This is a genomic window from Atopomonas hussainii (genome assembly GCF_900109735.1).
GTDB classification, from domain to species: Bacteria; Pseudomonadota; Gammaproteobacteria; order Pseudomonadales; family Pseudomonadaceae; genus Atopomonas; species Atopomonas hussainii.
Genome location: NZ_FOAS01000005.1, coordinates 22,216 through 47,140 on the forward strand (window position 1 = coordinate 22,216; position 24,925 = coordinate 47,140).

The following is a 24,925-nucleotide window of genomic DNA, read 5'->3' on the forward strand; positions in this document are numbered from 1 at the left end:
TATTTATTACTTGAGAGACACGCTTATGAGTTTGGCAGACAACACCGCGCGTTTAGATGAGATCTGCAACGCTGCGCGCATCATGCCGGTGATCGTGATTCAGCGCGAAAGCGATATTTTGCCGCTGGCCGATGCCTTGGCCGCCGGCGGTTTGCGTACCTTAGAAATCACCCTGCGTTCAGAGCTGGGTTTAACCGCCATCGCCCTGCTGCGCAAAGAGCGCCCCGAGCTGTGTGTCGGTGCCGGCACTGTGCTGAATGTTGAGATGTACCGCGCGGCAGAAGAAGCTGGTGCGCAGTTTATTGTCACCCCTGGCTGCACCGAGGCACTGCTGCAGCATGGCCTAAACAGTAAGGCGGCTTTGCTGCCGGGCATTAGCACCGCGTCGGAATTAATGCAGGGCTACGCCTTGGGCTACCGCCGCTTTAAGTTATTCCCCGCTGAGGTAGTGGGCGGGCAGTCTGCCTTGAAAGCCTTCGCCGGGCCGTTCCGCGATGTGAAATTCTGCCCCACCGGCGGGGTTAAACCGGATAACGCCAAAGCCTATCTAAGCCTACCCAATGTGATGTGTATTGGCGGCACGTGGATGCTGCCGGATGCCGAGATTGCTGCGGGTAATTGGGCTGAAGTGCAACGTTTGAGTCGTGGGGCGCTAAGCGCCCTCGACTGACCGCATTTACCCAGCGGAGCAAGGGGCCGCTGGGTAAATCGCTGGGCCGATTCCTCCCGGGCCAGCGTGGAGAGTGATCCTCTCCGTCCGTGTATTGGTGTATCACGCCACCGCCTTCTCCGGATCACGGCCCCGGAGCGGGCGGTTTTTTTTGCGCAGTAGCCTGCGTCTGCTTGGCGCTGGCCATTAAAACAGTGCGCGGCACACCTGTCACTGCCGGCGTGGTGAGCGGCGCCACGTTCTACGCCTGGCTATTACGCCTGCTTTTTTTCGCTTAAGGCACTGTGCGACTACGACCGCGCGGCGCAGCCTGCCAGTGCCTGCGTGAAAATGCGGCAACTTCCCCATCCGCAGAGAGGGAGCTCTGGCGGTCGGATGCTCACAACAAATACAACAATGGAGCTCAACCCGATGAACCGATACCTGCGTATCGCTTGCCTCACTGCGGCTATGGTGCCGCTGGCGTACCCCCTCGACAGTCTGGTGCATGCCGCCGATGCCAGCGGCAAAACCGCTAGCGGCGTGCGTAACCACGGCGGTGACGAGATTATCCTGCAAGGCTTTCACTGGAACGTGGTGCGCACGGCGCCCAACAACTGGTACAACATCCTCAAAGACAAAGCCCCGACGATTGCCGCCGATGGCTTTACCAGCATCTGGATGCCGGTGCCGTGGCGCGATTTTTCGAGCTGGAGCGACTCCAGCAACGGCACCAGCGGCGGTGGCGAAGGCTACTTTTGGCACGACTTTAACAAGAATGGCCGCTACGGCAGCGATGCGCAGCTAAAGGGCGCCGCCACGGCGCTGAATAACGCCGGGGTGAAGGTGGTGTACGACATCGTGCCTAACCACATGAACCGTGGTTACCCGCAAAAAGAAATCAACCTGCCCGCCGGCCAAGGCCTATGGCGTAACGATTGCGCCGACAACGGCAACGGCCCCAATGGCTGTGACGATGGCGATCGTTTTATCGGCGGTGAGGCGGATCTCAACACCGCCCATGCGCAGAACTACGCCATGTTCCGCGATGAGCTGAAAAACCTGAAAAATAACTACGGTGCTAAAGGTTTCCGTTTCGACTTTGTGCGCGGCTACGCCGGTGAGCGTGTCGATGCCTGGATGAAAGACGCCTACGACAGCGGTTATTGCGTGGGCGAGTTGTGGAAGTCACCGGGCGAGTACCCCGCCTCCGATTGGCGGCGTAACGCCAGCTGGCAGGAGATCATCAAAGACTGGTCCGATCGCGGTAAGTGCAGCGTGTTCGACTTCGCCTTGAAAGAGCGCATGCAGAACGGCTCGATTAGTGATTGGCGCAACGGCTTAAACGGCAACCCCGATGTGCGCTGGCGCGAAACCGCAGTGACCTTTGTCGATAACCACGACACCGGCTATTCACCCGGCCCCAACGGCGGTCAACACCACTGGGCATTGCCAGATAGCCTGCGCAAGCAAGCCTATGCCTACATCCTCACCACGCCGGGCACCCCGGTGGTGTATTGGTCGCACATGTACGACTGGGGGCTGGATGGCTTTATTCGCCAGCTGATGCAAATCCGTAAGGCGGCTGGGGTTAAGGCGGCTTCGGCGATTACCTTCCATAACGGTTTTTCCGGCTTAGTGGCGAGCATTAGCGGCAGCACGCAAACCTTGGTGCTGGCGCTGAACTCGAATTTGGCAAACCCCAATCAGGTTGCTTCCGGCAGCTTTACCCAAGCGCTGAACAGCGACAACGGACAGATTCGCGTGTGGCGCACCGGGAGCTCGGGCGGCAGCACAGTGGCGGTGAATTTCCGCTGTGAAAACGGCGTTACTCAATTGGGCGATAGCGTGTATGCGGTGGGTAATAGCGCCGACTTGGGTAACTGGAACGCTGCCAGTGCGGTGCGCCTGACCGATACCTCCGCCTACCCAACCTGGAAAGGCACACTGCAACTGCCCGCCAATCAAGCGCTGGAGTGGAAGTGCATCATCCGAAACGAAGCGAACCCAAGCCAAGTTAAACAGTGGCAGCCGGGCGCTAATAACAAGGTCACCACAGCAGCGGGGGTGACGACGACCGGGCGCTTCTAAGCAGGCACGCTAAAGCGCGCGTAAAAAAGCCCGCCAGTCAGCGCTGGCGGGCTTTCTGACGGGCTTTCTGGTTGGCTTACAGCTTGCCCGTGGTTAAGAAACGCTTGGCATCCCAGGCGCTCTGCACGGGGATTTCCTCCATCGGCACATGGCCGATGTCGGGGTACATTTTTAGCGTCAGGCTGGGCAGATCGCGTTGCCATTGCTGGGCTTGACTGGGCGGAATCCAACGGTCTTTGTCGCCCCACATCAGCAACGTCGGCGTGCTGATCTGAGCGATTTGCTCGCTGGGGTCCTGCGCGGGGTCGTTGAGGTTGTTGATCATGCGGAAGATATCGATCATCGCAGCGCGATTGCCGGGGCGGCGGTTGATGTCGTAGTAGCGGTCGATCACGCCGTCACGAATCCGCCAGCTTTGTCCGTACACCTCACTGACGTTCATGCTGATCACACTCTTGGGGATCCACAGCGGCGCCAGCTCGCGCGCGCCCGGCAGGTCTGCAATGGCAATCACCCAGGGGGCTTTTTCCATCGGGTAGGCGGCGGGGTCGATCAGTACCAGTTTCTCGACACGGTCGGGGCGTTTTAGCGCGTAGTTCCACGCCATGTAGCCGCCTAGAGAGTTGCCAGCAATCGACAGCTCTTGAACTTCTAGCTTATCCAGCAGTTGGTCGATCATGCCGACAATGCGTTCTGGCTGGTATTGCCCATCGGGTAGCGGTCCGGTTAGGCCAAAGCCGGGCACGTCGATGCGAATAATCCGGTAGTCGTTTTTCAGCTCGGCCACCCAGCCATCCCAGGTGTGCAGTGACGACACCACGCCGTGCAGCAGTAGCAGGGTGGGCTTGTCGTGGCTGCCTTCGTCGCGGTAGTGCAGGCGCACACCGTCGATTTCGAGGAACTTTGAGCCGCTTTCGGCGCTGGCGTAGCGGGCGGTCAGTTCCTCCATGGGCAGCGAGCCAAAGCCAAGGCTTTGGCAGCCCGGCAGAACCATCACGGGAAACAACAGCGGAAAAATATAACGGCGCATGGGGCACTCCAGCTTTTTATTGTGTGCCCAGCGTGCCAAAACCCAGTGGGTAAACCGACCAACCTAGGGTGGGGTAGGGGTTTGTCGAACAATTTCTGGCAAAAAGTTGGGCTTAACCGACTGGCTGGCCTGTGCTGCGACCCGTGGCGCTTTCTTGCGCGGGGGAGGCTGGTTAGAATGCGCGCCCACAGCGGGTGCATGGCACCGGCTGTTAGCCCTGGTTTTACGTTCCAGTTCGCTGCTTAAAAAGGTTTGTTATGTCGCAAGTTGTTGTTTGTGCGCTGTATAAGTTTGTTTCTTTAGAAGACTTTGAAGCGCTGCGCGAGCCGCTGCTCGCCGAAATGAATGCCCAGCAGGTGCGTGGCACCTTGTTGCTCGCCGCCGAAGGCATTAATGGCACCATCGCCGGCCCTGAGGCCGGTATCAACGCGGTGCTGGCATGGCTCAAGCGTGATCCGCGCTTGAGCGAGCTGGATTACAAGCTGTCCTACGACAGCAGCCAGCCGTTTAATCGCACTAAGGTCAAACTCAAGCGCGAAATCGTCACCATGGGCGTGGAAGGCATCGACCCGCGCAAAGTGGTGGGCACCTATGTGGATGCCAAAGACTGGAACGCGCTGATCAGCGACCCAGAGGTTTTGCTGGTCGATACGCGCAATGATTACGAAGTGCAGATCGGCACTTTTAAAGGCGCAATCAATCCACAAACCGAGACATTCCGCGAATTTCCCGCTTATGTGCAAGAGCAGCTAGACCCGGCCAAGCACAAAAAAGTGGCGATGTTCTGCACCGGCGGCATTCGCTGCGAAAAGTCCACCGCGTACTTAAAAGAGCAGGGCTTTGACGAGGTGTATCACCTTAAGGGCGGCATTCTTAAGTACCTCGAAGAAGTGCCTGAGCAAGACAGCCTCTGGCAGGGCGAGTGCTTTGTGTTTGATGGTCGCGTGGCGGTCAATCACGCGCTGGAAAAAGGTCAGTACGATCAGTGCCATGCCTGTCGTTATCCGATCACCGAAGACGACAAGCAAAGCCCCGCCTACGTGCAGGGCGTGAGTTGCCCGCACTGCATCGATAAGTTCGACGAGCAAGACCGCGCGCGTTTTCGCGAACGCGAAAAGCAGGTCAAGCTGGCCCAGCGTCGTGGCGAACAGCACATTGGCGGGGCGGCGACCCAGATCATCGATCGTCGCCGTGCAGAAAAAGAGCAGTTTAAGGCCGAGCAGCGTCGTCAGCACGACTGACGCCGCTTTCTGTCATCCGGTGCCTGTCGCTTGCGGCAGGCATTTTTGTTCGATAAGCCAACAGCCCATCCGCTGTGCTGGCTCAATAAAAATCAAGGCCCACAAGGCTTATGGGGAGTGGTTATGCAGGGCGTGATTGAACCTGGCATTTATCAGCATTACAAAGGCCGCCGCTACCGTGTGGTGGGCGTGGCTCGGCACTCGGAAACCGAAGAAGCCGTGGTGGTGTATCAGGCGTTATACGGCGCGCACGGGTTATGGGTGCGTCCGTTGTCTATGTTTATTGAGCACGTGCGTGTGGGCGGTGAAACCGTGCCGCGCTTTGTGCTGGTCGAGGCGCAGGAAAGCCTGTTTGCCGAGGCGCGTTAAGCCACTCGGCAGGGGGGAATCGGTGCGGATTAATCCGGCCTCGTCCTTGACCTTGCCGCCCGCTGGCAACTATAAAGCCGCGCAAGCAGCTTTTTCTTGATGGAGCTAAAAAGAGAGAACTATGGGTAAATCTCTGGTTATTGTGGAGTCGCCGGCCAAGGCCAAGACCATTAATAAGTACTTGGGCAACCAGTTTGTGGTGAAGTCCAGTATTGGTCATATTCGCGACCTGCCTACCAGCGGTTCGGCCAGTGGGAAGAGCAAAACCGCGGCTACCGATAAAAAACTCTCTGCCGAAGAAAAAGCCCGCCGCCAGTTGGTGTCGCGCATGGGCATCGACCCGGACAAAGGCTGGGCTGCGCACTACGAAATCCTCCCCGGTAAAGAGAAGGTGGTCAACGAGCTGAAAGCGCTCGCCAAAGACGCCGACACTATTTATCTGGCAACGGACTTGGACCGCGAAGGGGAAGCCATCGCTTGGCACCTGCGCGAAGCCATTGGCGGCGATGACAGCCGCTACAAGCGCGTGGTGTTCAACGAAATCACCAAGAAGGCCATTCAAGAGGCCTTCTCCGAGCCCGGCGAGCTGGATATCAACCGTGTTAATGCCCAGCAAGCACGGCGTTTTCTTGATCGCGTGGTCGGCTACATGGTTTCGCCCTTGCTGTGGGCGAAGATTGCTCGTGGTTTGTCGGCCGGTCGTGTGCAGTCGGTCGCGGTGCGTTTGATTGTCGATCGCGAACGCGAGATTCGCGCCTTTGTGCCGGAAGAGTTCTGGGAGTTGCACGCCGATCTCGCCAAAGCCGGCAGCACCGTGCGTTTTGAAGTGTTCAAGCAAGCCGGTGAAGCCTTCCGCCCGCTCAATGAAGCGCAGGCGATGGCAGCGGTTAACGCGCTTAAAAGCTCCAGCTACAAGGTGGCCAGTCGCGAAGACAAGCCGACCTCAAGCAAGCCGAGTGCACCGTATATCACCTCCACCTTGCAGCAGGCGGCGAGTAACCGTTTGGGCTTCTCGGTGAAGAAAACCATGATGATGGCGCAGCGCCTCTATGAGGCCGGCTACATCACCTATATGCGTACCGACTCGACTAACTTGTCGGCCGATGCCATCAGCATGGCGCGCGACTTTATCGAGGACGAGTTCGGCAAGCAGTACCTGCCGGAAAAACCGAATTTCTACTCCAGTAAAGAAGGCGCGCAAGAGGCGCACGAAGCGATTCGTCCTTCGGATGTGCGCGTCAAAGCCACCGCGTTGTCGGGTATGGAGCGCGATGCCGAGCGTCTGTACGAGCTGATCTGGCGTCAGTTTGTGGCCTGTCAAATGCCGCCGGCCAAATACCTGTCCACCAGCTTGGTGGTGGCTGCTGGTGATTTCGAGCTGCGTGCCCGTGGTCGCATCTTAAAGTTTGACGGTTTCACCCGCGTGCAGCCGCCCGTCGGCAAAAGCAGCGAAGACCAAGTGCTGCCCGATATGCAGAAAGGCGAAGCGCTGGATTTGCAAAAGCTCGACCCCAGCCAGCACTTCACTAAGCCGCCCGCGCGTTTTAACGAAGCGAGCTTGGTGAAGGAGTTGGAAAAGCGCGGCATTGGCCGCCCGTCCACCTACGCGGCGATCATCTCGACCATTCAAGAGCGCGGCTATGTGGTGCTGCATAACCGCCGTTTCTACGCGGAAAAAATGGGCGATATCGTCACCGAGCGTTTGGTGGAAAGTTTCGCCAATCTGATGGATTACAGCTTCACCGCCAACATGGAAGAGTCCCTCGACCAAGTGGCGCACGGCAGTGTGCAGTGGAAAGCGCTGCTGGATGACTTCTACAGCGATTTCCGCAACAAGCTCGAAACCGCTGCCAATAGCGATGGCGGCATGCGCGCTAACCAGCCGACGCTGACCGATATTGCCTGCCGCGAGTGTGCGCGGCCAATGATGATTCGCACCGCTTCGACGGGCGTATTCTTGGGCTGCTCGGGTTATGCCTTGCCGCCGAAAGAGCGCTGCAAGTCGACCATCAACCTGATTCCCGGCAACGAAATTGCTGAGGATGACGAGGGTGAGTCTGAGTCGCGCGTGCTGCGTGGCAAGCGTCGTTGCCCGATTTGCTCCACCGCCATGGATTCGTACTTAGTGGATGAGCAGCGCAAACTGCACATCTGTGGTAATAACCCGGATTGCTCGGGGTTTGAGATCGAAGCCGGTAAGTTCCGCATCAAAGGCTACGAAGGTCCCAGCCTTGAGTGCGACAAGTGCGGCAGCGAAATGCAGCTGAAAACCGGCCGTTTCGGCAAGTTCTTCGGCTGTACCAATGCCAGCTGTAAGAACACCCGTAAGCTGTTGAAAAATGGCGAGCCGGCGCCGCCGAAAATGGATGCCGTGCCGATGCCAGAGCTGAAGTGCGAAAAAGTCGACGACACTTACGTGCTGCGCGATGGCGCTTCGGGCTTGTTCTTGGCCGCTAAGGGCTTCCCGAAGAACCGCGAAACCCGTGCGCCGCTGGTGAAAGAGTTGCTTCCGCATCGCAGCGAAATCGACCCTAAATACCACTTCCTCTGCGATGCCCCTGTGGCGGACGACCAAGGCCGCCCGACCGTGGTGCGCTTTAGCCGTAAGAGCAAAGAGCAGTACGTGCAGACCGAGGAAAACGGCAAGCCCACCGGCTGGAAAGCGTTTTTCCAGAATGGCAAGTGGGTGACCAGTAGTAAGTAAGCCCCTCTCTTGAGACTTCGGCGGGGTATACTGTGTGCCCCGCCGGAGGATCGCTTATGGCTAACGAACCCTACACCCGCACGAATCAGAAGATGTACTTTGCTGGCCTAGTGCTGGAGCAGTGGCGCCAGAGCGAAGCCAAACCTGCACCGAATCAACCCGCCTTAGAGCAATCGCTGCGCGAAGCGGCGTTGTTTCATTTGCACGGCGCGGCGTTGGCCTTGGGGCAGGAGATTGCCTCGTATTACCGTCTGCCGATTGCGACCGCTGATCGCGTCAGCAGCTTAGTCAGCAAGCACAATCTTGAGCAGCACCCCGGCGCTGAGCTGGCCGAGTTGGTGGAAATCCTCTATGCCGAGGACAGTTGGCTTAAGGCGCTGGTTACGCATTACGAGGCGTTACAGCGTCCGGTGCAGCCCAGTGCGCTGAATAAGATTGATCCGGCCGTGCAGTTAATTGGCCGCAGTAGCGAACAAGAAGACGCTGCGCCGCTGGCCCGCGAAACCTTAAGCGAATGGCGTGAGCAGCTGAAGCAGCTGATCATGCGCCTACGCGAAGGCCTGAATGAATGGTAAAACCCGCGCCAGCTGCGGGTGCAAGACTGGAGTCCCAATGTCGACATCCTTTTTAGAAATCGTCGAGCTGCCTGATGGCCGCATTGCTTTGCGCCGCTCGGAAGAAGAAAACGAACCGCTGGTGATTATCGAGTTCTCTGGCGATGCCAAAGGCTTTTTACACGGCCAGCAAGTTGAGGTGGCTAAGGCCATGCTCAATGTCGGTGTGCAAATGGCGGCGCGCATGGCGGAAGGCGAGAAAATCGAAGAAGGCCCGCGCGTGCTGCATTAAGTGTTTGCGCGGCAATAAAAAATCCCCGGTCTGTGCCGGGGATTCTTTATTGCGCCGATTAAACGCTTAGCGCTTAAGGGCTGGCGGCAGGTGCGGCTGAATCGCAGTCAGCACGGCTTTAAAGCACTTAGTGTTGCCGGCCACGATATGGCCCTTGGCCAAATAGTCGTGGCTGCCGGTGAAGTCGCTGACTAAACCGCCAGCTTCTTGAATCAGCAGGGCGCCTGCGGCCATGTCCCACTCCGACAGGCCAAACTCCCAGAAGGCATCGAAGCGACCAGCGGCGACATAGGCCAAGTCCAGGCTGGCGGCGCCGGCGCGGCGAATGCCGGCGGTTTCGCCGGCCAGGCTGCGGAACATGCCCAAGTAGCTGTCGAGGTGATCCAGTTGCTCGTCACGGAACGGGAAGCCGGTGCCGAGCAGGGCGCCTTCCAAGCTCTTGCGATTGGTCACGCGAATGCGCTTACCGTTTAACGCAGCGCCACGGCCACGGCTGGCGGTGAATTCTTCTTGGCGTGACGGGTCGAGTACCACGGCATGCTCAAGGCGGCCCTTGTATTTGCAGGCGATGCTTACGGCATAGTGCGGCAGGCCGCGGATGAAGTTAGTGGTGCCGTCCAGCGGATCGATAATCCAGATGTAGTCCTTGCCTTCGCCTTTGCCTTCTTTAAAGCCGCTTTCTTCGCCGAAGAAACCGTGGTCCGGGTAGGCTTTCTGTAAGGTGGAGATAATCAGGCGTTCAGCCGAGCGGTCGATCTCGGTGACGTAGTCCTTGGCATCCTTTTCGTTGACGCTGATGGCATCCAAGCGATCGGTAGAGCGGATGATCAGTTCGCCCGCCGCGCGAGCAGCGCGCAGGGCAATGTTCAACATGGGTTGCATGACGGATACCTGGACTGTTAAAGAAAGCCGGCAATTCTAGCAGAAATGCGCGCGACTTGAAGGTGTGATGGCGGCATCGGTGGTGCTTTTGTACCATGCGTTTTTTGCTCTGGAAGTTGCCGTGCGTTGGTCGCTTCCCCAGTCTTGAAGAGATAAGCGTTGGATAAGATTCGTATTGTGCTGGTCAATACCAGCCATCCCGGCAATATCGGCGGCGCCGCTCGCGCGATGAAGAACATGGGTTTGGCGCATTTGTATTTGGTCGAGCCGGAAGATTTCCCCAGTGGTGAGGCGCGTGCGCGGGCTTCTGGCGCCGATGATGTACTGGAGGGCGCCATTGTGGTGGCGTCGCTGGATGAGGCGCTGGCTGGCTGCTCGTTAGTGATGGGCACCAGTGCGCGCGATCGGCGTATTCCGCTGTCGCTGCTCGATCCGCGTGAGGCGGCAGAAAAAGCCTTCACCCAGTTGGATGACAACATTGAAGGCGATATTGCCTTGGTGTTTGGGCGCGAGCATTCGGGGCTGACCAACGAAGAGCTGCAGCGTTGCCAGTTTCATATTCATATTCCGTCGAACCCTGAATTCAGCTCGCTGAATTTGGCGGCAGCGGTGCAGGTGCTGGTCTATGAGCTGCGTATGGCGCAGCTGCAGCGTGCTGGCGAGCCAACCAAGATGCGCAAGTTTGAAGCGTCCTCGATGCTCAATGAGCAGCCGGCCAGCGCCGATGAGATGGAGCGTTATTTTGAGCATCTTGAGCAAGTGTTGATTGAAGTTGGCTTCCACGACCCCAATAAACCTCGTCATCTGATGGCGCGTTTGCGCCGTTTGTACGGTCGCGCGGGGGTCAGCAAGCTAGAGATGAATATTCTGCGTGGCATACTCACCGAGACGCAGCGCAGCTTGCGCGGCGAAAATCCAACCAGGAGCAATGACGATGTTTAAAGGCATGAAGGACGATATCCAGAGCGTATTTCGCCGCGATCCTGCGGCGCGTAATACCTGGGAAGTCCTGACCTGTTATCCGGGTCTGCATGCTATTTGGTTGCATCGTATTGCTCATGCACTGTGGTTGCGTGGCTGGAAATGGCTGGCGCGCATGGTGTCTAACCTGGGGCGGCTGTTGACTGGGATCGAGATTCACCCGGGCGCCAAAGTCGGTCAGCGCTTCTTCATCGACCACGGCATGGGTGTGGTGATTGGTGAAACCGCTGAAATCGGCAATGACGTCACCCTCTACCAGGGCGTGACCTTGGGCGGCACCAGCTGGAATAAAGGCAAGCGCCACCCCACGTTGGAAGATGGCGTGGTGGTCGGTGCTGGCGCGAAAGTGCTGGGCCCGTTCACCGTGGGCGCGGGGGCTAAAATTGGCTCCAATGCCGTGGTCACCAAAGAAGTGCCGGCAGGTGCAACGGCGGTGGGTATTCCTGGGCGCATTATCGCTAAGGCGACTGATGAGCAAACGGCACGCCGTCAGGCGATGGCGGAGAAAATTGGCTTCGATGCCTACGGTATGAGCCAAGACATGCCCGACCCGGTGGCGCAGGCCATTGGACAGCTGCTCGATCACATGCAAGCGGTTGACGATCGTTTGCAGGGCATGTGCAAGGCACTGACGGCGCTGGGCAGCGATTACTGCGCCAAGGCGCTGCCTGAGTTGAACCCGGAAAGCTTTGCTGGCGTGGCAGATGTCAGTGTGGCGGAGCCTGAGGCGGCAGCGCCTACCAGTAAAGACTAGGGGCTGAATCAGGTCGGGCGTTCTGCTATAGTGCGCCCGGCTTTGGTGTCTTACCTGAGTAAATTAGTCAGGTAAAAGCTTGACTAAAATAGTCGGGATTAGCATACTGACGCCACGTTCCAGCCATACGTGATATGTCATGCGTCTGACCACTAAGGGCCGTTACGCGGTTACCGCCATGCTCGATTTAGCGCTGCATGCGCAAGCGGGCCCCGTATCTCTGGCCGATATCTCCGAGCGCCAGGGTATTTCCCTGTCCTATCTTGAACAGCTCTTTGCCAAGCTGCGGCGACGCGATCTGGTTTCCAGTGTGCGCGGTCCGGGCGGTGGTTATCAGCTGTCGCGTGAGATGCAAGGCATTCACGTGGCGGAAGTGATTGATGCCGTGAATGAGTCTGTCGATGCCACCCGTTGCGGTGGGCATGGCACGTGCCATCCCGGCGGAACCTGTCTGACCCATCACCTGTGGTGTGATTTGAGTCAACAGATTCACGATTTTCTCAGCGATATTAGCCTGGCGGACCTGGTTAGCCGCCGCGAAGTCCAGGAAGTCGCAGCGCGTCAGGATCGCCGAGCCGGCGAATCGCGTCGCGCGCTAGAAACTATTCTGACGTCGGCAGTTGACTGACCGACGCGCCCAAGCCTGAGGGGAATTGCACCATGAAATTGCCGATTTATCTTGACTACTCAGCGACCACTCCGGTGGATCCGCGCGTAGCGCAGAAGATGATCGAATGCCTGACCTTGGAAGGGAATTTCGGCAATCCGGCATCGCGCTCGCACTTGTTTGGCTGGAAGGCCGAAGAGGCGGTAGAAAACGCGCGTCGCCAAGTGGCCGAGCTGGTCAATGCTGATCCGCGTGAAATCGTCTGGACCAGCGGCGCGACCGAATCTGACAACCTGGCTATTAAAGGTGTGGCGCACTTTTACCAGAGCAAAGGTAAGCACATCATTACCTCGAAGATTGAGCACAAAGCCGTGCTCGACACCACGCGCCAGTTGGAGCGTGAAGGCTTCGAAGTGACCTATTTAGAGCCCGATAGCGACGGCATCATCACCGCCGCGCAAGTCGAAGCAGCGCTGCGTGAAGACACCATCTTGGTCAGCCTCATGCACGTGAATAACGAGATCGGCACCATCACCGATATCGCTGCCATTGGCGAGCTGACCCGTTCGCGCGGCGTGTTGTTCCACGTCGATGCGGCGCAGTCTACCGGCAAGGTGGAAATCGACTTGGACACGCTTAAAGTCGATCTGATGTCGTTCTCAGCGCACAAAACTTACGGCCCTAAGGGCGTTGGCGCCTTGTATGTGCGTCGTAAGCCGCGCGTACGCATCGAAGCGCAAATGCACGGTGGCGGCCATGAGCGTGGCATGCGCTCCGGCACACTGGCGACCCACCAGCTGGTTGGTATGGGCGAAGCCTTCCGCTTGGCCAAAGAAGAATTGTCTAAAGACCGCGCCCACGCGCAAGCGCTGGCGAAGCGTTTCTGGGATCAGCTGAGCGATATCGAAGAGGTATACCTCAACGGCTCGGCGACCGCGCGCGTGGCGCAGAACATGAACGTCAGCTTCAACTTTGTCGAAGGCGAATCTCTATTGATGTCGCTGAAAGACCTCGCCGTGTCGTCTGGCTCGGCCTGTACCTCGGCATCGCTGGAGCCTTCTTATGTCTTGCGCGCGCTGGGCCGCAGCGACGAGCTGGCACACAGCTCGATCCGCTTCAGCTTTGGCCGTTTTACCACCGACGAAGAGGTCGACTACGCCGCGGCGCAAGTGCGCAAAGCGGTGGACAAGCTGCGTGAGCTGTCGCCCCTGTGGGATATGTATAAGGACGGCGTAGACCTGTCCAAGGTGCAGTGGCAAGCCCACTGAGCCCCAAACGATTAGCGAGGATATAGTCATGGCATACAGCGAAAAGGTCATCGACCACTACGAAAACCCGCGTAACGTCGGCAAGCTCGACGATCACGATCAGGCTGTTGGTACTGGCATGGTCGGCGCGCCCGCGTGCGGCGACGTAATGCGCCTGCAAATCAAGGTCAGCGCCGACGGCGTGATCGAAGACGCCAAGTTCAAAACCTACGGTTGCGGCTCGGCGATTGCTTCTAGCTCGCTCGCCACTGAGTGGATGAAAGGCAAGACGCTGGACGAAGCAGCGCAGATCAAAAATACCCAGTTGGCCGAAGAGTTGGCCTTGCCGCCGGTCAAAATTCACTGCTCGGTTCTGGCTGAAGATGCCATCAAGGCAGCAGTCCAAGACTACAAGCAGAAAAACGGTATTTCCTGAGGAGTCAGCCATGGCAGTCACCATGACCGAAGCGGCAGCCAAGCATGTACAGCGCTCACTGGATGGGCGCGGTAAAGGCGAGGGGATTCGCGTGGGTGTGCGGACGACCGGCTGCTCCGGAATGGCGTATGTGTTGGAGTTTGTTGACGAAGTGGTCGGCGAAGACCAAGTGTTCGAAAGTTTCGGCACTAAGGTGTTCGTCGATGCAAAAAGCTTGGTGTACATCGACGGCACAGAGCTGGACTTCGTCAAAGAAGGCTTAAACGAAGGCTTCAAGTTCAACAACCCCAACGTGCGCGGTGAATGCGGTTGCGGCGAAAGCTTCAATGTCTGAGTGCCATTTCGGCCTGTTTGGCCTAAAGCCCGCTTTCGAGCTGGATTTGACTGAGCTGGCCAGCCGTTATCGCGAACTGGCTCGCGCCATGCACCCGGATCGCTTCGCCGACGCCGATGCGCGTGAGCAGCGGCTGGCGATTGAGCGCTCGGCTAATCTCAATGATGCCTACCAAGTGCTGAAGAACCCGGCGCAACGCGCGCTGTATCTGCTGCGCTTGGAAGGCCATGAACTGCCGCTGGAAGCGACCGTGAAAGACCCCGAGTTCTTGATGCAGCAAATGCTGTTGCGTGAAGAACTCGAAGAGCTGGATCGGCTCGACGCCGTGGCCGCCTTTAAGCAGCGCTTAAAGCAGGCGCAAGCCCAGCAAGAAGGGCAGTTTGCTGCTTGCTGGCAGGTGCCTGAGCAGCGTGAAGAGGCCGAGCGTTTAGTGCGCCGTTTGCAGTTTCTCGACAAGTTGGCCAGGGAAGTGCGCCAGCTGGAAGAGCGTCTGGACGACTGAACCTGATATCAGCCGGCGTTGCTGGCTTAAGACGACAGCATGGCCTTATTACAGATTGCAGAACCCGGGCAGAGCCCCAAGCCGCACGAGCGCCGTTTGGCGGTGGGCATCGATCTTGGTACTACTAACTCGCTGGTCGCCAGTGTGCGCAGCGGTGTGGCTGAGCCGCTGAAAGATGCCCAAGGTGAGGTGATTCTGCCGTCGGCGGTGCACTACCGCGAGGCGGATGTGGTGGTCGGCCGGGCTGCCAAAGCAGCGGCGATTGAAGATCCGTTGAATGCCATCGTGTCGGTCAAGCGCCTGATGGGGCGTGGCTTGAGCGATATCCACCAGCTTGGTGAGCAGCTGCCCTATGCCTTTGTGCAGGGCGATTCGCAGATGCCTTATCTGCAAACCCGCCAAGGGGCGAAAAGCCCGGTTGAAGTCTCGGCGGAAATTCTCAAAAGCCTGCGCGCTCGCGGTGAAGCGGCGTTAGGTGGTGACTTAGTGGGCGCGGTGATTACCGTGCCGGCCTATTTCGATGATGCACAGCGTCAAGCCACCAAAGATGCCGCGCGTTTGGCAGGCATTAACGTCTTGCGCTTGTTAAACGAGCCCACTGCGGCCGCCGTTGCCTACGGTTTAGATAAGCAGGCCGAAGGCGTAGTGGCGATTTACGACTTAGGCGGCGGCACCTTTGATGTGTCGATTCTGCGCCTGACGCGTGGTGTGTTTGAGGTGCTGGCCACCGGCGGCGATAGCGCTTTGGGTGGCGATGATTTGGATTTGGCCATCGCCCATTGGGTGCTGGCACAGGCGCAGGCCTCGACCGATTTAACCCCCTCGCAGCAGCGCGAACTGTTAGCGCAAGCGTGCGCCGCCAAAGAAGCCTTGTCGCAAGTGTCTTCTGTGACGATGAGCTACGGCGCATGGCAAGGCGTGCTGACGCGCGAGCAGTTTGTTGAGCTGATCGATCCGTTAGTCGAGCGCACGCTGAAAGCCTGCCGCCGCGCCCTGCGCGATGCGCAGGTCGAGATTGAAGAAGTCGATGCCGTGGTGATGGTCGGCGGCTCGACGCGCGTGCCGCGTGTGCGTGAGTCAGTGGGCCGTTTATTTGCTCGTGAGCCGATGACCGATATAGATCCCGATCAAGTAGTAGCTATCGGTGCGGCGATTCAGGCTGATGTGCTGGCGGGCAATCGCTCGGGTGATGATTTGCTCCTGCTGGATGTGATTCCGCTGTCGCTAGGTTTAGAAACCATGGGCGGCTTGATGGAGAAAGTCATCAACCGCAACACCACGATTCCTTCGGCGCGCGCACAAGAATTCACCACTTATAAAGATGGCCAGACGGCCATGCTGATTCATGTGCTGCAAGGCGAGCGTGAGCTGATTAAAGACTGCCGCTCGCTGGCGCGCTTTGAATTACGCGGTATTCCGCCGATGCCCGCCGGTGCAGCGAAGATTCGCGTGACCTTTCAGGTGGATGCCGACGGCTTGCTGAATGTCACCGCGCAGGAGCTCAACTCCGGCGTTGAGGCCAGCATTCAGGTCAAGCCGTCTTACGGCTTAAGCGATGACGAAATTGCCCGCATGCTCACCGAGTCGATGCAGCATGCCGGCGCCGATAAAGATGCCCGCGCACTGGCTGAAGAGCAGGTCGAGGCTGATCGCTTGCTGGAAGCCGTGCAGGTTGCCCTGGCGGCCGATGGCTTGGCGCTGCTCTCGGAAGGTGAGCGCCGCGATATTGATGAGGCCATTGCCAAGCTGATCACGGTGCGTGGCGCTAGCCAAAGCCCGGCAGAGCTGAGTGCTGCGGTAAAATATTTGACTGAGGTTACCGACGAATTTGCTGCGCGACGTATGGATGCAGGCATCCGCGCCGCGCTGGCCGGGCGTAACCTGCAAGAGATTGAGGAATAATTGATGCCCCAGATCGTTTTCTTACCGCACCCCGAGCATTGCCCTGAGGGCGCCGTGATCGAAGCGGAGCGTGGCGAAACCATTTGCGATGCAGCGCTGCGTAACGGCATCGATATCGAGCACGCTTGTGAGAAGTCTTGCGCCTGCACCACGTGCCATGTGGTGGTGCGCGAGGGCTTTAATTCTATGGAGCCGTCTGACGAGCTAGAGGACGACATGCTCGATAAGGCTTGGGGTTTAGAGCCCGACTCGCGTCTGTCGTGTCAGGCTGTGGTGGCTGATAGCGATCTGGTGGTGGAGATCCCGAAATACACCATCAACCAAGTCTCCGAGCGTCACTGAGGATTGGCTATGAAATGGGTAGATGTGCTGGATATCGCCATCGAGCTCTGCGAAAGCAAGCCTGAGGTTGATCCGCGTTATGTGAATTTTGTCGATTTACATAACTGGGTTGTGGCTCTGCCGGATTTTGCCGATGACCCGCAGCGCGGCGGCGAGAAAGTGCTCGAAGCCATCCAGCAAGCGTGGATCGACGAGCTCGACTGAACCAGCGGTCGTCGGCCCTTACGTTATTACCGCTAACCCGCGTATAATCCGCGGGTTTAATCCGTTGTTTTATTTTGTTTTCTTAATTGGAGTGATCCATGGCTGTTGAACGCACCCTGTCCATCATTAAGCCCGATGCTGTTGCCAAGAACGTAATCGGCGAAGTCCTGAGCCGTTTCGAAAAGGCTGGCCTGCGCGTTGTGGCGTCTAAGATGGTTCAGCTGTCTGAGCGCGAAGCTGGCGGTTTCTACGCTGAGCACAAAGAGCGTCCTTTCTTCAAAGACCTGGTGTCTTTCATGACTTCCGGTCCGGTGGTTGTGCAAGTGCTGGAAGGTGAAGGCGCTATCGCTAAGAATCGTGAGCTGATGGGCGCTACCGACCCGAAGAAAGCTGACGCTGGCACCATCCGCGCTGATTTCGCCGTGTCTATCGACGAAAACGCTGTGCACGGCTCTGACTCGGAAGCCTCGGCTGCACGTGAAATCGCCTACTTCTTTGCTGCCACCGAAGTGTGCGCACGCATCCGCTAAGTTTTAGCGAGTAGTAGAGTGATGACTGACCAGGCCGCCCCTAAAGTCAATTTGCTCGGCTTGACCAAGCCACAAATTGAAGATTTCTTTGAGTCCATCGGCGAAAAGCGCTTTCGGGGTGGTCAGGTCATGCAGTGGATCCATCACTTTGGAGTGACGGATTTCGCGCAAATGACCAACGTTGGCAAGGCGCTGCGCGCCAAGCTTGAGGCGCGTGCGGAAATCCGCCCGCCGGAAGTGGTCAGTGAAGATATTTCTGCCGACGGTACGCGTAAGTGGGTTGTGCGCGTCGCTTCGGGCAGCTGTGTGGAGACTGTGTATATCCCGCAGAACGGCCGCGGCACCTTGTGTGTGTCGTCGCAGGCCGGTTGCGCGCTGGATTGCAGTTTTTGCTCCACCGGTAAGCAAGGTTTCAATAGCGATTTGACCAGCGCCGAAATTATCGGCCAGGTGTGGATCGCTAATCAGTCGTTCGGCACTGTGCCGGCGAAAATCGACCGTGCCATCACCAATGTGGTGATGATGGGCATGGGCGAGCCGCTGCTGAACTTCGACAATGTCGTTCCCGCCATGCAAATCATGATGGAAGATCTGGGCTATGGCATTTCCAAGCGTAAGGTAACGCTGTCGACTTCCGGCGTGGTGCCGATGATCGATAAGCTGGCCGAGCACATCGATGTGTCGCTGGCGCTGTCGTTGCACGCGCCGAATGACGAGCTGCGCAATGTGCTAGTGCCGCTGAACAAGAAGTACCCGCTGGATGTGCTGCTGGAAACCTGCAAGCGTTATGTATCGCGCTTGGGCGAGAAGCGGGTGCTGACCATTGAGTACACCTTACTCAAAGATGTGAACGATCAACCCGAGCACGCTGAGCAGATGATCGCATTACTGCGCGATGTGCCTTGCAAGATCAATCTAATTCCGTTTAATCCTTTCCCCCACTCGGGGTACGAGCGGCCGAGCAATAATGCGATTCGCCGCTTCCAAGATCGTCTGCATCAGGCTGGCTATAACGTCACCGTGCGCACCACGCGCGGTGAAGATATCGACGCCGCCTGTGGTCAGCTAGTTGGCCAAGTGATGGATCGTACCCGGCGCAGTGAGCGTTATATCGCAGTACGGCAGCTAAACGATGAGGCTGCTTCAAATCGAAATTAACAGGGAGTAGGCCATGTTCCGCCGTAGTGCATTGCTTTTGTTGATATCAGCATTACTAATCACAGGCTGTGTTTCAAACACAGCAAAGCGCGATCCATTAAAAACTTCCGAAGGGCGTGAGCAGGCGGTTCTGGCATATGTTGATTTGGGTAAGGGGTACTTGCGAAGTGGCAACCCCGAGCGTGCTAAAGAGCCGCTAAGGAGTGCTTTGGAAATAGCCCCCGATCACCCTGAGGCTCTTGAAGCGCTGGCCCTGGTGTTTCAGTTTGAGCAAGAGCCTGAGCTGGCGGAAGGATACTATCGGCGGGCTTTATCTAAGAGTTCTGAGCCTAGAATTTTGTATAACTATGGCGGTTTTCTCTATGAGCAAAAGCGCTTTAGTGAGGCGTATGCTCAGTTTCTTAAGGCTTCAGCCGATACTCTATATTCCGGTCGCTCTGCAGTATTTGAAAGTTTAGGTATTACCGCATTAAGGATGGGGAATACCGATGAGGCAAAGAAGCTTCTTAAAAAGTCCTTGCGTTTGAATCGTAATCAGCCGCGCGCCTTGCTTGAGTTAACAGAGCTTTCTGTCGCGGCTAAAGACTATTTGCCCGCGCGTGATTACTACAAGCTTTATACACGTCTGACAGATCAACAAGACGCCCGTAGCCTGTGGCTCGGCATCCAACTGGCGCGTGTTTTTGATGACCGCGATACTGAAGCCAGCTATGGCCTGCAGCTGAAACGCTTATTCCCGGCATCCAACGAATATCAGCAATACCGTCAAACAGGTGGTCGATGAGCACCGCAGTACCTGAAACTCCCGCCCCGTCGGTTAATCCGGGTGAAACCTTACGCTTAGCACGCGAGGCCAAGGGCTTATCGCCGGCCAGCGTGGCGCAGTCGCTGAACTTGAGTGAATTTAATGTACGGCTGATCGAAGACGGCGCCTTTGAGCGCTTGCCGGGTCTGACATTTGCGCGTGGCTATGTGCGCGCTTATGCACGCCTCCTAGGCCTTGATCAGAATCGAGTCATTGTCGAGTTTGATCAGTTCACCGGCACCACGGCAGGGGCAGCAGCGGTGAAGACGCTGGGTAAAGTCAAAGAGCCTGTACGCACCTCTCGTTCGGTCATGCGCATGCTGACCTTGCTGGTGTTTTTGCTGCTGGGCGTCGGTACTTTTATGTGGTGGCAAGAAACCCAGCGCTTACCGGTGGATATCGGCGGGCTAAGTCTGGATAAAGTCGAAGTCGACTCTGTCGATGGCACGACCGAAGTGCACCGCTTCGATGCGGAGAGCCTTGGCGAGCCAGTGTCTGAAATGGCCGAGGCGGGCAATGTTGATGAGCTGGCGGATACGGCCAGTGAGCTTGAAACCCCGCAAGTTGCCGAGCAAACGCCAGAAGCAAGCGCTGAGCTGACGAGCGAAAGTTTAGTAGCTACTGATACTGAGCAAACGGTGCAAACAGCTGCTGAAAGTGCGTCGCCGACAACGGCACAGAGCGCCCCCGCACTGCTTGCAGCGGCTGAGCCTGCATCGACTGAGGTGAGCGAAGAGGCAGCAACTGAGCCGCCCGTTTTGGCAGCTGGTGAAGGCCGTGTGCAAATCCGTTTTAGTGGTGACTGCTGGACCCAAGTGGCCGATGCCAAAGGTAAAGTCTTGGTCAGTACGTTAAAGCGCCAAGGCGAGCAGCTGGATGTGGCGGGCCTTGCGCCGCTGTCGCTGATTCTGGGCGATGCCAGTGCCGCTACGGTGAGCTATAACGGCAACGCTGTCGATTTGAGCGGCTACAGCCGCGGTAACGTCGCCCGTCTTAAAGTGGGCGAATAAGTACGTAAGCAGGATAGAACCCCATGCATGGTGAATCACCGATCAAGCGCCGTGTGTCGCGCAAGATCTGGGTAGGCTCAGTTCCGGTGGGTGGCGATGCGCCCATCGCGGTGCAGAGCATGACCAATACCGAGACCTGCGATGTAGCTGCCACGGTTGGGCAAATCCAGCGTCTTGAGCAGGCCGGCGCCGATATCGTGCGCGTTTCGGTGCCGAGCATGGAGGCCGCCGAAGCTTTCGGGCAGATCAAAAAGCTCGTGCAAGTGCCCTTGGTGGCTGACATTCACTTCGACTACAAGATTGCCTTGCGGGTGGCCGAGCTGGGTGTCGATTGTTTGCGCATTAACCCCGGCAATATCGGTCGTGAAGACCGGGTTAAAGCCGTGGTCGATGCCGCACGTGAGCGCAATATTCCGATTCGCATCGGCGTGAATGCTGGCTCATTGGAAAAAGACCTGCAGAAAAAATACGGCGAGCCGACCCCAGAAGCGCTGGTCGAGTCAGCCATGCGCCATGTTGATTACCTCGACAAACTGGACTTCCCGGACTTCAAAGTCAGCGTGAAGGCTTCCGACGTGTTCATGGCGGTGAATGCCTATCGCTTGCTGGCGAACAAAATCGATCAGCCGCTGCACCTGGGCATCACCGAAGCCGGTGGCTTGCGCTCCGGCACGGTTAAGTCGGCGGTGGGTTTAGGCATGCTGCTGGCCGAAGGTATCGGCGACACCATTCGCGTGTCGCTGGCGGCAGACCCAGTAGAAGAAATCAAAGTCGGTTTCGATATTTTGAAATCGCTGCATCTGCGCTCGCGCGGGATTAACTTCATCGCCTGCCCGAGCTGCTCGCGGCAGAATTTCGATGTGGTGAAAACCATGAACGAGCTAGAAGGCCGCCTCGAAGACCTGCTTGTGCCGCTCAATGTGGCGGTGATCGGCTGTGTGGTCAACGGCCCCGGCGAAGCTAAAGAAGTGGACGTGGGCCTCACCGGCGGCACGCCCAGTAACCTCGTGTACATCGACGGCAAGCCGTCGAGCAAGCTGAGCAACGACACCTTGGTGGATGACCTTGAGCGCTTGATCCGCGATAAAGCGGCCGAGAAACAAGCTCAAGACGCCAGTGTTATCGTGCGCAGTTAAGGACCTTTTGTGAGCAAGAATTTACAAGCCATTCGTGGCATGAACGACATTCGCCCCACCGAATCGCCGCTGTGGCGCTATCTGGAAGGGCAAGTCAGCCGCCTGTTAGACACCTATGGCTACAACCAAGTGCGTCTGCCGATTGTCGAGTTCACCGAGCTGTTCAAGCGCTCGATTGGTGAAGTCACCGACATCGTTGAGAAAGAGATGTACACCTTCGCCGACCGCAATGGCGATCTGCTGACCTTGCGCCCCGAAGGCACCGCTGGCTGCGTGCGTGCCATGCTGGAGCACGGCTTAATTGGCGGCGGTCAAGTGCAGAAGGTTTGGTACAACGGCCCGATGTTCCGCCACGAGCGCCCACAAAAAGGCCGCTATCGCCAGTTTCATCAGATCGGTGTCGAGGTGTTTAACCTCGCCGGTCCGGATATCGATGCTGAGCTGATTATTCTTACCTGGCGCCTATGGGGCGCGCTGGGCCTGCGTGATGCAGTGACCCTAGAGCTGAACACCCTCGGCACCAGCGAAGCCCGTGCACGTTACCGCGATGCCTTGGTGGCCTATCTGGAAGTGCGTCGCGAGCAGCTGGATGAAGACAGCCAGCGCCGCTTAACCAGCAACCCGCTGCGTATTCTGGATAGCAAAAATCCAGATACCCAAGCGCTGCTGGTGGATGCGCCTAAGCTGGACGAATACCTCGATGACGAATCCCGCGAGCATTTCGAAGGCCTAAAGGCGCGTCTGACTGCCGCCGGCGTGCCCTTTGTGATCAATACCAAGTTGGTGCGCGGTTTGGATTACTACGGCAAAACCGTGTTCGAGTGGGTCACCGACAAGCTCGGCGCCCAAGGTACTGTGTGTGCTGGCGGTCGTTATGATGGCTTGGTTGAGCAGCTCGGCGGCAAGCCTGCACCGGCGGTGGGTTTTGCCATGGGCGTGGAGCGCCTGGTGCTGCTACTGGAGACCCTTGAGCTGATCCCGGCTGAATTGCAGCGCAATGTCGATGTGTATCTGGCCGCCTTTGGTGAGCCGGCAGAGTTGGCAGGGCTCGCCTTGGCCGAGCGTTTGCGGGATACTCTGCCGTCTTTGCGCCTGATGGTTAATGCAGGCGGTGGCAGTTTTAAGAGTCAGCTGAAAAAAGCTGACAAAAGTGGCGCCGAGTTGGCTCTGATTCTGGGGGATGATGAGCTGGCCAACGAGCAAGTGGCGGTCAAACCGCTGCGTGATGACAGCGCCCAACAAACCATGAGCTGGAACGAGCTGGCTGCATTTTTAGCCGCACGTTTCGAGCTGGCCTAACACTTAAGGAGTGACAGCGTGGCCCCGCAGACCGAAGAAGAACAGATTGCTCTGCTAAAAAACTGGTGGAAAGAAAACGGCATGCCGATTGTGACCGGTGCCGTTTTAGCCTTGGCCGGTGTGTTTGGTTGGCAGGCTTGGCAAGAGCATACGCAGGTGACTAACCAGCAAGCTTCGGTCAACTTCGAGCAACTGATGCAGGCTATGCTGGCCAGTGGCGAGAAGCCCGATACCGACAAGGTACTGAAACTGGCTGAAACCCTGAAAACCGAGCATGCAGATAGCGCCTATGCCGCGTTTGCCAGCCTGTTCGTGGCCAAGTTGGCCGTTGAAGAAGACAAGCTGGATGACGCCGCTGCGGAGTTGGACAAGCTGATCAACAGCAAAGCCGATGAGCAAATTAAAGAAATTGCCCGTCAGCGTTTGGCGCGTGTCAAAGGTGCGCAAGACAAAGCTGAAGAGGGTTTGGCTCTGCTAGAAGGCGAAGCCGACAGTGCTTACGCTGCTGTGCGCGCCGAGATTCGTGGTGACTTGCTCAAGCAACTGGGGCGCGTCGATGAAGCCCGCACTGCTTATCAGCAAGCGCTGGAAGCGGGTAGCGAAGGCGCCAGCGTACAGCTGAAACTGGATGATTTAGCCAAGGAGGATGTCTAAGGTGATGCGTAGCAAACTGCTTGGTGTTATGGCGCTGTCGCTGTTGGTGGTGGGTTGTTCGAGCAACAGCAAAAAAGAACTGCCGCCGGCTGACCTGCCTGATTTTGAAGAAGAAGTTGGCCTGAAAAAAGAGTGGAGCCGTGGCATTGGCTCTGGTCAGGGCGACTTGTACAACCTGCTGGTACCGGCGATTGATGGCGATCGTATTTTCGCTGCTGATAGCGATGGCGACGTGGTCGCCATGGACCGCTTTACTGGCAAGGTACTGTGGAAGAAAGAACTCGATAAGCCCGTCAGCGGCGGCGTTGGTGCCGGCGAAGGCCTGGTGCTGGTCGGTACCCTGCGTGGCGACGTGATTGCTCTGGATGCGGCTAGCGGCGAGCGCCGTTGGAAAAAGCGCCTGAAGAGCGAAGTTTTGTCCGCCCCGGTGACCAATGGCCGTACTGTGGTGGTGCAAACCCAAGACGACAACTTGGTTGCCTTGGACGCCACTACCGGCGAGCAACGCTGGATTTACGAAAACAGCCTGCCGGTGCTGACCCTGCGCGGTACCAGTGATCCGGTAATCACCCGCAACTTAGTGATCGCGGGCTTGGCCAGCGGCAAAGTGGTCGCGTTGGATGTCGATCGTGGTCTGCCGTTGTGGGAACAGCGCGTAGCGATTCCGCAAGGCCGTTCCGAGCTGGAGCGTGTGGTCGATATTGACGGCAACTTGGTGGTTTCTGGCAGCACCTTGTATGTGGTCAGCTATCAGGGCCGTGTGGCTGCCCTGGATTTGCGCACCGGTCAAATTCGCTGGCAGCGTGAAGCGTCGAGCTACTCCGGTCTGGGTGAAGACTTAGGCTCGATCTTCGTTAGCCAAGCCAACGGCACTGTGGAAGCGATTGATGATCGCACCGCCACCGCGCTGTGGAGTCAGGACGCACTGGCCCGTCGCCAGCTGAGCGCACCGACGCCGTTCTCTACCTACTTAGCCGTAGGTGATTTTGAAGGTTATTTGCACCTGATCAGTCAGGTGGATGGTCGCTTCGTTGGTCGTACTAAAATCGACGGCGATGGCCTGCGTGTTCGTGCGCTGGTTAAAGGCGACTGGTTATATGCTTTCGGCAACGGTGGCGAGCTCGTCGCTCTGACCCTACGCTGATAAAGCGCTGTTGTATTGCGCGGCCGCTGCTCGTTTTGGGCAGCGGCCGTTGCCATTTTTAGTTTGAG

Annotated in this window: 27 protein-coding genes; 25 read left to right on the top strand and 2 right to left on the bottom strand. The window is 57.6% G+C overall.

All coding sequences use genetic code 11. The annotated features are described in order from the left end of the window. Positions 1 to 25: 25 nt before the first annotated feature. Entirely contained in the window at positions 26 to 670 is a 645-nt protein-coding gene (locus BMX80_RS05740; protein ID WP_071870701.1) for a bifunctional 4-hydroxy-2-oxoglutarate aldolase/2-dehydro-3-deoxy-phosphogluconate aldolase, read from the top strand. 411 nt (positions 671 to 1,081) lie between these two features. Continuing rightward, positions 1,082 to 2,740, top strand: coding sequence for a glucan 1,4-alpha-maltotetraohydrolase domain-containing protein (locus tag BMX80_RS05745; RefSeq protein WP_074866639.1), 1,659 nt, complete (start codon positions 1,082 to 1,084; stop codon positions 2,738 to 2,740). Between the two features lie 76 nt (positions 2,741 to 2,816). On the opposite strand, the gene BMX80_RS05750 is transcribed toward BMX80_RS05745, so the two are convergent. Next, positions 2,817 to 3,770 carry an alpha/beta fold hydrolase gene (locus BMX80_RS05750; protein ID WP_235821613.1) on the bottom strand — a complete coding sequence of 318 codons (954 nt, stop codon included), beginning with the start codon at positions 3,768 to 3,770 and terminating at the stop codon, positions 2,817 to 2,819. A 257-nt stretch (positions 3,771 to 4,027) separates the two neighbouring features. On the opposite strand from BMX80_RS05750, the gene trhO reads away from it, so the two are divergent. From trhO to BMX80_RS05775, 5 genes are all read left to right on the top strand, one after another. Continuing rightward, entirely contained in the window at positions 4,028 to 5,011 is a 984-nt protein-coding gene (trhO, locus tag BMX80_RS05755; RefSeq protein WP_074866191.1) for an oxygen-dependent tRNA uridine(34) hydroxylase TrhO, read from the top strand. 123 nt (positions 5,012 to 5,134) lie between these two features. After that, positions 5,135 to 5,380: a DUF1653 domain-containing protein gene (locus BMX80_RS05760; RefSeq protein WP_071870699.1), complete on the top strand. Its 246-nt coding sequence runs from the start codon at positions 5,135 to 5,137 to the stop codon at positions 5,378 to 5,380. A gap of 121 nt (positions 5,381 to 5,501) precedes the next feature. Next, positions 5,502 to 8,084: a type I DNA topoisomerase gene (topA, locus tag BMX80_RS05765; RefSeq protein ID WP_074866194.1), complete on the top strand. Its 2,583-nt coding sequence runs from the start codon at positions 5,502 to 5,504 to the stop codon at positions 8,082 to 8,084. 56 nt (positions 8,085 to 8,140) lie between these two features. Next, positions 8,141 to 8,659: a DUF6586 family protein gene (locus tag BMX80_RS05770; protein WP_071870697.1), complete on the top strand. Its 519-nt coding sequence runs from the start codon at positions 8,141 to 8,143 to the stop codon at positions 8,657 to 8,659. A 37-nt stretch (positions 8,660 to 8,696) separates the two neighbouring features. Beyond that, positions 8,697 to 8,930 (top strand): hypothetical protein, encoded by a 234-nt coding sequence (locus BMX80_RS05775; RefSeq protein WP_071870696.1) that lies wholly within the window; start codon positions 8,697 to 8,699, stop codon positions 8,928 to 8,930. 66 nt (positions 8,931 to 8,996) lie between these two features. On the opposite strand, the gene suhB is transcribed toward BMX80_RS05775, so the two are convergent. Next, a complete protein-coding gene (gene suhB / locus BMX80_RS05780; protein WP_074866196.1) occupies positions 8,997 to 9,812 on the bottom strand; it encodes a type III secretion system regulator SuhB in 816 nt (271 codons plus the stop codon). Between the two features lie 159 nt (positions 9,813 to 9,971). Between suhB and BMX80_RS05785 the strand changes: the two genes are divergently transcribed. The 18 genes from BMX80_RS05785 (at position 9,972) to bamB (ending at position 24,857) form a co-directional block, all read left to right on the top strand. Next, positions 9,972 to 10,754 carry an RNA methyltransferase gene (locus tag BMX80_RS05785; RefSeq protein WP_071870694.1) on the top strand — a complete coding sequence of 261 codons (783 nt, stop codon included), beginning with the start codon at positions 9,972 to 9,974 and terminating at the stop codon, positions 10,752 to 10,754. Next, positions 10,747 to 11,547 (top strand): serine O-acetyltransferase, encoded by an 801-nt coding sequence (cysE, locus tag BMX80_RS05790; RefSeq protein ID WP_074866199.1) that lies wholly within the window; start codon positions 10,747 to 10,749, stop codon positions 11,545 to 11,547. The genes BMX80_RS05785 and cysE overlap by 8 nt, the downstream gene beginning before the upstream one ends. Before the next feature lie 139 nt (positions 11,548 to 11,686). Continuing rightward, positions 11,687 to 12,175, top strand: a complete 489-nt coding sequence (iscR, locus tag BMX80_RS05795; RefSeq protein ID WP_071870692.1) for a Fe-S cluster assembly transcriptional regulator IscR — start codon at positions 11,687 to 11,689, stop codon at positions 12,173 to 12,175. A gap of 32 nt (positions 12,176 to 12,207) precedes the next feature. After that, complete coding sequence (locus tag BMX80_RS05800) at positions 12,208 to 13,422, top strand: IscS subfamily cysteine desulfurase (protein WP_074866202.1); 1,215 nt, start codon at positions 12,208 to 12,210, stop codon at positions 13,420 to 13,422. 28 nt (positions 13,423 to 13,450) lie between these two features. Next, a complete protein-coding gene (gene iscU / locus BMX80_RS05805; protein WP_071870690.1) occupies positions 13,451 to 13,837 on the top strand; it encodes a Fe-S cluster assembly scaffold IscU in 387 nt (128 codons plus the stop codon). Positions 13,838 to 13,847: 10 nt separating this feature from the next. Further along, a complete protein-coding gene (gene iscA, locus BMX80_RS05810; protein WP_071870689.1) occupies positions 13,848 to 14,171 on the top strand; it encodes an iron-sulfur cluster assembly protein IscA in 324 nt (107 codons plus the stop codon). Beyond that, positions 14,164 to 14,673 carry a co-chaperone HscB gene (hscB, locus tag BMX80_RS05815; protein WP_074866204.1) on the top strand — a complete coding sequence of 170 codons (510 nt, stop codon included), beginning with the start codon at positions 14,164 to 14,166 and terminating at the stop codon, positions 14,671 to 14,673. Before iscA ends, hscB begins: the two co-directional genes overlap by 8 nt. Before the next feature lie 39 nt (positions 14,674 to 14,712). Then, positions 14,713 to 16,575 carry a Fe-S protein assembly chaperone HscA gene (gene hscA / locus BMX80_RS05820; protein WP_074866207.1) on the top strand — a complete coding sequence of 621 codons (1,863 nt, stop codon included), beginning with the start codon at positions 14,713 to 14,715 and terminating at the stop codon, positions 16,573 to 16,575. Between the two features lie 3 nt (positions 16,576 to 16,578). Next, positions 16,579 to 16,917 carry an ISC system 2Fe-2S type ferredoxin gene (gene fdx, locus BMX80_RS05825; protein ID WP_071870686.1) on the top strand — a complete coding sequence of 113 codons (339 nt, stop codon included), beginning with the start codon at positions 16,579 to 16,581 and terminating at the stop codon, positions 16,915 to 16,917. Positions 16,918 to 16,920: 3 nt separating this feature from the next. Further along, positions 16,921 to 17,121 carry a Fe-S cluster assembly protein IscX gene (gene iscX, locus BMX80_RS05830; protein WP_071870685.1) on the top strand — a complete coding sequence of 67 codons (201 nt, stop codon included), beginning with the start codon at positions 16,921 to 16,923 and terminating at the stop codon, positions 17,119 to 17,121. Positions 17,122 to 17,219: 98 nt separating this feature from the next. Then, on the top strand, positions 17,220 to 17,651 hold the full coding sequence (ndk, locus tag BMX80_RS05835; RefSeq protein WP_071870684.1) for a nucleoside-diphosphate kinase: 432 nt from the start codon (positions 17,220 to 17,222) through the stop codon (positions 17,649 to 17,651). Between the two features lie 21 nt (positions 17,652 to 17,672). Continuing rightward, complete coding sequence (gene rlmN, locus BMX80_RS05840) at positions 17,673 to 18,809, top strand: dual-specificity RNA methyltransferase RlmN (RefSeq protein ID WP_074866210.1); 1,137 nt, start codon at positions 17,673 to 17,675, stop codon at positions 18,807 to 18,809. A gap of 13 nt (positions 18,810 to 18,822) precedes the next feature. Next, positions 18,823 to 19,593: a type IV pilus biogenesis/stability protein PilW gene (gene pilW / locus BMX80_RS05845; RefSeq protein ID WP_074866212.1), complete on the top strand. Its 771-nt coding sequence runs from the start codon at positions 18,823 to 18,825 to the stop codon at positions 19,591 to 19,593. Beyond that, the gene (locus BMX80_RS05850) at positions 19,590 to 20,624 is read left to right on the top strand and encodes a RodZ domain-containing protein (RefSeq protein WP_074866214.1); all 1,035 of its coding nucleotides are present in this window, start codon (positions 19,590 to 19,592) and stop codon (positions 20,622 to 20,624) included. Before pilW ends, BMX80_RS05850 begins: the two co-directional genes overlap by 4 nt. A gap of 23 nt (positions 20,625 to 20,647) precedes the next feature. After that, the gene (gene ispG / locus BMX80_RS05855) at positions 20,648 to 21,760 is read left to right on the top strand and encodes a flavodoxin-dependent (E)-4-hydroxy-3-methylbut-2-enyl-diphosphate synthase (RefSeq protein ID WP_071870680.1); all 1,113 of its coding nucleotides are present in this window, start codon (positions 20,648 to 20,650) and stop codon (positions 21,758 to 21,760) included. A gap of 9 nt (positions 21,761 to 21,769) precedes the next feature. After that, positions 21,770 to 23,059: a histidine--tRNA ligase gene (hisS, locus tag BMX80_RS05860; protein ID WP_074866217.1), complete on the top strand. Its 1,290-nt coding sequence runs from the start codon at positions 21,770 to 21,772 to the stop codon at positions 23,057 to 23,059. Positions 23,060 to 23,077: 18 nt separating this feature from the next. Continuing rightward, on the top strand, positions 23,078 to 23,713 hold the full coding sequence (locus BMX80_RS05865; protein ID WP_071870678.1) for a YfgM family protein: 636 nt from the start codon (positions 23,078 to 23,080) through the stop codon (positions 23,711 to 23,713). Then, entirely contained in the window at positions 23,706 to 24,857 is a 1,152-nt protein-coding gene (bamB, locus tag BMX80_RS05870; RefSeq protein ID WP_074866219.1) for an outer membrane protein assembly factor BamB, read from the top strand. The genes BMX80_RS05865 and bamB overlap by 8 nt, the downstream gene beginning before the upstream one ends. The last annotated feature ends 68 nt before the right edge of the window (positions 24,858 to 24,925 follow it).